Source organism: Bacteriovorax sp. BSW11_IV (assembly GCF_000447755.1).
Classification (GTDB): Bacteria; Bdellovibrionota; Bacteriovoracia; order Bacteriovoracales; family Bacteriovoracaceae; genus BSW11-IV.
This window is the reverse complement of sequence record NZ_AUNE01000050.1, coordinates 153,773-160,076: the sequence shown is the minus strand read 5'-3', so window position 1 is coordinate 160,076 and position 6,304 is coordinate 153,773. Positions and strand designations below refer to the sequence as shown.

The following is a 6,304-nucleotide window of genomic DNA, read 5'->3' as shown; positions in this document are numbered from 1 at the left end:
ACAATACGCCAAAAAAAGAACAAACAATATGGCCTAAAAAGTAAGGGTCCCAACAGGGACCCTTTTTTCTAATTAAGCTGAAGTTCATTTGTAAAATACGTGCCGCGAACAATTTCTAGCCACGGATTCATATTAGCATCTAACCTCCTTACATTTAGTGCCACAATCCCTGACGAACTTGTCTGAACTTCAATTCCCTTATATGTAAAAGTTAATCTTCCCTGATCAAGCCTTTCTACTTCACCAATTGCAATCGCTCTAAGCATTTCACTAATTGAAATATTATTGTCCCTCGCTTCACCTAAACACTTGCTTGAAAAAGTAACATCGAGATCAAAAATCATATTTTCCATTAGGTCCCCCTTGCCTTGTTAAAATCAGTTTGCCAGAAAAAAAGAATTGAGTGTGTATAAAAACTTAAAATATACACATACGTACACATTTCAATAAGTTGATACATATTATAGACACAACAAACAGGAATCCCTGCACCTATAGAATTGCCTACTTTATTCATCAACCTAAGTATTTTCAATAATTTAAAAAAGCTAAATTAACATCTACACACGACCGATAATAATATACACACTGGAGATCTTATGAGTCGTGATACCGAGATGAAGAGAGTCAATATTATTATTTCTAAAGAACAACATGAAAAAGTTCATGCCAAAGGCCTAAATCTAAGTGCCATAGTTCGAGAGGCATTAGAAGATGAACTCAATGCCCACACCATCACTCTATCTGTGACTGAGCAGACGAAGAAAATCTATATGCAACTTTTTGAAGAAACACAATTTTCAGATTCAGACTTTGAACCTTATTTAAAAGAAGCTCTGAATAAATTTGTAGAGGAATTGATTCAAAAAAAACAAAGTGCACTTAAAGACATACAAAAAAGACTAAAAAAGAAATAAAAAAGGCCAAGTAAAACTTGGCCTCTTTTTTATACGATATAGGAAGAAATTCTTATAGGCTTCTTAGCAATTCGTAAGCATCAACACGTCCTTCTGTAATAGAAGTTCTATCAAGAAGACCATTTTTAACAGTTGATCTCATAAGAACTTCTCTAGCTTCAGCTGGAGACATGTTTGGAGCTTCTGTCTTTAATAGACCCATTAGACCTGAAACATAAGGAGCTGCCATAGAAGTTCCACTCATTTTTTGGTATCTATTGTTAGTTACAGTTGAAAGAATATTTACACCTGGAGCAAATACGTGAACAGAAGATGCACCGTAGTTAGAGAAGCTTGCCTTCTTTCCATTACCGCCCATAGCTCCTACAGAAATTACATTTGGAACATCGTAGTTTGCTGGGAATGATGCTGTTCTGTCATTATTAGCAGAAGAGTTTCCAGCTGCAGCAACAAAGATAATTCCTGCTTCATTAGCTTTTTCAATGGCCTCTTTTAGAGCTTGAGATTCTTCTCCTCCACCCCATGAGTTACTCATAACATCAGCACCCATTTGGATTGCGTACTCAATTGAGCGAATAGCATCAATAGTTTCACCGCTCCCACTTTTTGAAAGAAACTTTAGACCCATGATTTTAACATTGGCCATTACACCCATGATCCCTTGACCATCGTGAGAAGCACCGATAACACCTGCACAGTGAGTTCCGTGAGCGTGATCATCCATTGGGTCGCCATCATTATTTACAAAGTCATATCCGTAGATATCATCAACAAATCCGTTTCCATCATCATCAACGCCTGGTTGACCATTTAATTCCGCGTCATTTGTCCACATTTGGTTTTTAAGATCATTGTGAGAGTGATCAACACCCGTATCAATTACAGCAACAACTACGTCGCGTGACCCTTTAGAGATTTCCCATGCTTTTTCTGCGTTAACATCTTCTCCGGCCTTACCTGAAGAGAACCAACCACCAGAGTTTTTCCCCGTATTTTTAAGGGCCCACTGGTCTCCATACTTTGCATCAGTTGCAAGACTTGCGACTTCGTCAGCAGAAACAGGACTAATTTTATAGATGTAATTTGGTTCGATATACTCTACATCTGGGTGATTTTTAAGTTCACCAAATGACTTATTGCTAAGATCAAGATCTGATTTAATGACTGCGAAATGACCAGTCTTTCCTGAAAATTCTTGAACTTTTTCAAAACCAAGTGAAGATTTTTCAGAAAGAAGTGAGCTGCCTTTTTTTAATTTAACAATATAACCGTTAAACTCTGCTGCAGATACTGAGCTTAGAACGCAAAGTGACATTAATAGACTTGTAATTTTCATTTTATCTTCCTTGATAACAATTTCCTAACAGATTCCTAATAGAATGACCGTCGGGACAGTCTCTGACAATTAATTGTAAGAATTTGTTATATGCTTTACTTTCAAAACCTAGAGGTTTATTTTTTTTAAATGGAAAAATCACAAGAAAAAAAGAAAGAAAATGGACTCGTTAATATTCTTATTAACGTTATTATCCCCTCAGTAATCCTCACAAAATTTAGTACAGACAAGTATCTTGGCCAACAGCTAGGACTAGTCGTTGCACTGGCCTTTCCCCTAATTTATGGCGCTGTCGACTTTTACAAGAGAAAAAAAGTCAACTTTTTCTCGGGCCTTGGACTTGTGAGTGTTCTGCTTACGGGCGGAATAGGCTTGTTTAATTTAAACCGAAATTGGATGGTGGCAAAAGAAACAGGTGTCCCACTACTAATGGGTCTGGCCGTTCTTATTTCTCAGTATACGAAGTACCCTCTTGTTCGTACTTTCATGGGTCAAATTCTAGACCTCGAAAAAATCGATAAAGCATTTGAAGAAAAGGGGCACAGAGACGAATTTGAACAAAGCCTTGGTAAATCATCTTTCTATCTTGCAGGTACATTCTTTCTTTCTGCAGTTTTAAACTATGTGCTTGCTGTAAAAATACTCGTCGGAGAACCTGGAAGCGTTGAATTCAATGAATCCTTAGGAAAAATGACGGCACTAAGCTTTCCAGTTATTTCGGTGCCAACAACTATAATGGTTGGTTTTATTCTTTTTAAACTTCTAGGCTCCATCAAATCAGTTGCTGGACTGGAGTTTGAAGAAGTTATTAAAAACCCATAGGAACTTTTTGCCGGTTCTATATTAAGAAAAAATTCATCGCTCCTTCTTTGGTAAAATGTCGATAGGCCCTTTGCAACAAGGAAGGAACGATGACTCAATTTAAAGCACAAATCAATCCCATCGCTAAAAGAGATGAAAAATCTTATAAAGAAACTATTTTGGCGAGATATTTTCACGATCTAGAAGGCGAACCAGATTTTCCATTCACTATGGCCCTTCAATCATTTGATAACTTAGAGAAAACATGTCCTACGACAGAGGATCTTTTCAATTATCTTATTGAAGATTGTATTTTCATTTCACTCTATGCAACTTTCTTTGAAGAGCTTTTAGTTGTCATTAGAGAAAATCCAGAATATGCCCTGCCTCTAATTGATAAATTCTCATCAGAGGCCAGCGAACGAGAGCAAATCATTGCTGAACAAGCACACAATCATATGAGCTTTATTGAAAACAAAGGAATCTGTAAAGGATGTTCTTGTTGCGAAAACCATGAAGATGTAGCAGATCTCATCCGTTATTATCAACGACAAGATATGGCCTTCTTCTTAAATCTCTATGTCGGTATGCAAACAATTCAATATACTATGGAGCATATCCTCTACGATATCATTCCAAGTAATCCCGTGATGACAGATGAGCTTTCACGCTCAAATATTTTGGCCCTTCGCCAATATGTCATCGACTACGTTGAAGCAAGAATTTAAAAAAAAGGCCTTCGTAAGAAGGCCTTTTTTATTAGTAACGATAAATTGAAGACGCCCAAGTAAAACCAGAACCAAAGGCGGCCGAGGCCACAAGCATTCCACGCTTAAGAGCTCCTGCTTGAATAGCATCTCTCATTCCAAGAGGGATTGTTGCGGCCGTTGTATTTCCATACTTTTGAATTGTATTGAAAATTTTCTCTTCAGGGATTCCGAGAATTTCTGCAACCTTTGAATTGATTCTTAGATTTGCTTGGTGAAATAAGAATAAATCAATATCTGATAGCTCTACTCCCGCTTGCTTACAAGAATTAAGTAGTGTTTCTGCCATTCTTTTTGTGGCGTGAACAAATACTGTTTTACCGTTCATTTGTGGATAATGAGCGCCCTCATCAATCATCTTTTGAGAGATTCGCTCCATTTCATTAAAGCCCGTTCCAGGAGCAGGTAACCACAACTCTTTTGCATATTCTCCATCTGCATGAAGATTTGAAACGAGAATATGCCCATCTGTTTTCTCATTATTTACTTCAGTTCTTTGAAATACCACAGCACCAGCACCGTCACCAAAAAGAACTGAAACAGCTCTACCGTTTGGTGTTCTATCTAATCCTTTTGAGTGAACTTCTGCACCAACTACAAGAATATTTTTATAAGTACCCGTCTTAATATATTGATCAGCAATACTCATGGCATAGAGAAATCCTGAACACTGTTGACGAATATCAAGGACAGCAATACCAGGAAGATCTAATTTTGCTTGCAAGAAACAACCTGAACCAGGGAAGTCATGATCAGGGCTCAACGTTGCAAAAATAATCATTTCAATATCGGACTTATCAAGTCCGGCATCATTCAATGCTTCTTCAGTTGCTTTAAGAGCAAGATCACTTGTTGATTGATCCTCACTTACCCATCTACGCTCTTCGATTCCTGTTCTTTGAACAATCCAATCGTTGGTTGTATCCATCATTTTTTCGATATCATAGTTTGTGAATACATTCTCAGGAACGTAACCACCAACACCAGCAATACGAGATTTAAAACTCATAAAAATTCCTCTTATATTTAATGAATTCTTACATTTTACATCATCTCTTCCAAATCGCAAAAACAGATCGGCAACTAGGAATTAATTATTGGCCAAACTATAAAAACATGTTAACATTTTTAATATATTCCAAGGAAGGAAGTGTTTCATGTCTAGGCCTAGACTTTTATTTATCTTATTGGCCATGGTGCCAGCTAGTTACTCTCTTGCAAATCTGCAAGAGCAATCTTACTACCCTCAAAATTTTTTAGAGGCCTATCAGCAAGATGAATTAAGAGATGATAAACTCAAAGAAAGTTTATATGACATCTTAAGTTCGTATCATATCGAGAAAGAAGGCGAACAAGATAAAATTCAACGCAAATGCGAAGAAACTGAAGTATGCTTTATTCAAAGAAGTGATCTATCGTACAAAGAGGCCAGAACTTATCTTTTCGGTGAACTTCATCTAGAAAAGAAAAATGGTAAAAACATTGTTCGTGACGTTTATTGTAACCACGAATATGGCAAAGAATCTGGCGTTGGGGAATATAGAATTCCAAACCCGCAAGTTATGAATTGTGAGCACACTTGGCCACAGAGCAAATTCAACAAATCACAAAATATAAATACGCAAAAAACTGACCTTCACCACCTGTACCCAGTATATTCTCCGGCCAATTCGACGAGAAGTAATCACAACTTTGGAATGGTAAATGGTCGTGTGGTATCAAGCTCATGTACAGACTCTTCTAAAGGGACGATTCAAGGAACATCTATTGTCGGTTTCCAACCTCCTCCTGAGCACAGAGGAAATGTTGCAAGAGCTCTTTTTTATTTTTCAGTAAGATTCAAAATCGATATTCCTGAATACGAAGAGAAATTTCTTAGACAATGGAATACCGAAGATCCTGTTGATGAATTTGAACGCGCTCGCAACGAGGCCATTTTCAAAATTCAAAAAAATCGTAATCCATTTATTGATGACCAATCACTTGTGAGCAAGATTAAAGATTTCTAATGAGAATATTTATTTGCCTCTCCCTCATTTTTCTTTACTCATGCTCACAACGCCAGATTATTAAAAGACAATCCACTGGCCCTACAAGTACGTTTTCAGATATTGAAAACTCAAATGACAACAATCTACTTTCCCCTGAAGAAAAAAGACGCATGGCCGTTTTAGAGTATTATAAGAAACTGCGTGAACAAGACAGTAAGAATGGTGGTAGACCAAAAAGTAGCTACAATGCACCTGTAAAAAAAGCCCCAGTCAAAAAGCAAGAAATAAAAACGGTAGATACTAAGGATCAATTTGTTGAAATTGAGCAACATTCAATTTTCTATTGTATGGACAAAAAGACATCCGGCCAATTTAACACTGATGATGAATGCAAAACATATACAGATAACTTGATTTTAAAATGTCAAAATGAGTTTGATCAAGGGGACTCCAGACTCACAAGCTGTGTGAAATCTGGACTCCGCTAAAAGA

8 protein-coding genes are annotated in these 6,304 nt (G+C 37.0%); 5 read left to right on the top strand and 3 right to left on the bottom strand.

The genetic code is table 11. The annotated features are described in order from the left end of the window. Window positions 1-68: 68 nt before the first annotated feature. Window positions 69-353 (bottom strand): hypothetical protein, encoded by a 285-nt coding sequence (locus tag M899_RS14590; protein WP_021272219.1) that lies wholly within the window; start codon window positions 351-353, stop codon window positions 69-71. Between the two features lie 246 nt (window positions 354-599). On the opposite strand from M899_RS14590, the gene M899_RS14585 reads away from it, so the two are divergent. After that, window positions 600-917: a type II toxin-antitoxin system CcdA family antitoxin gene (locus M899_RS14585; RefSeq protein ID WP_021272236.1), complete on the top strand. Its 318-nt coding sequence runs from the start codon at window positions 600-602 to the stop codon at window positions 915-917. Between the two features lie 52 nt (window positions 918-969). On the opposite strand, the gene M899_RS14580 is transcribed toward M899_RS14585, so the two are convergent. Further along, window positions 970-2,253: a S8 family peptidase gene (locus tag M899_RS14580; protein WP_021272146.1), complete on the bottom strand. Its 1,284-nt coding sequence runs from the start codon at window positions 2,251-2,253 to the stop codon at window positions 970-972. Window positions 2,254-2,382: 129 nt separating this feature from the next. On the opposite strand from M899_RS14580, the gene M899_RS14575 reads away from it, so the two are divergent. Beyond that, window positions 2,383-3,075, top strand: coding sequence for a VC0807 family protein (locus M899_RS14575; protein WP_021272191.1), 693 nt, complete (start codon window positions 2,383-2,385; stop codon window positions 3,073-3,075). A gap of 89 nt (window positions 3,076-3,164) precedes the next feature. Continuing rightward, the gene (locus tag M899_RS14570; RefSeq protein WP_021272149.1) at window positions 3,165-3,782 is read left to right on the top strand and encodes a hypothetical protein; all 618 of its coding nucleotides are present in this window, start codon (window positions 3,165-3,167) and stop codon (window positions 3,780-3,782) included. A gap of 31 nt (window positions 3,783-3,813) precedes the next feature. Here the strand turns inward: M899_RS14570 and M899_RS14565 are convergent, their stop codons facing one another. Next, the gene (locus tag M899_RS14565; RefSeq protein ID WP_021272172.1) at window positions 3,814-4,830 is read right to left on the bottom strand and encodes a 3-oxoacyl-ACP synthase III family protein; all 1,017 of its coding nucleotides are present in this window, start codon (window positions 4,828-4,830) and stop codon (window positions 3,814-3,816) included. 148 nt (window positions 4,831-4,978) lie between these two features. Between M899_RS14565 and M899_RS14560 the strand changes: the two genes are divergently transcribed. Continuing rightward, complete coding sequence (locus M899_RS14560; RefSeq protein WP_021272099.1) at window positions 4,979-5,830, top strand: endonuclease I family protein; 852 nt, start codon at window positions 4,979-4,981, stop codon at window positions 5,828-5,830. Further along, the gene (locus M899_RS14555) at window positions 5,830-6,300 is read left to right on the top strand and encodes a hypothetical protein (protein WP_021272177.1); all 471 of its coding nucleotides are present in this window, start codon (window positions 5,830-5,832) and stop codon (window positions 6,298-6,300) included. Before M899_RS14560 ends, M899_RS14555 begins: the two co-directional genes overlap by 1 nt. The last annotated feature ends 4 nt before the right edge of the window (window positions 6,301-6,304 follow it).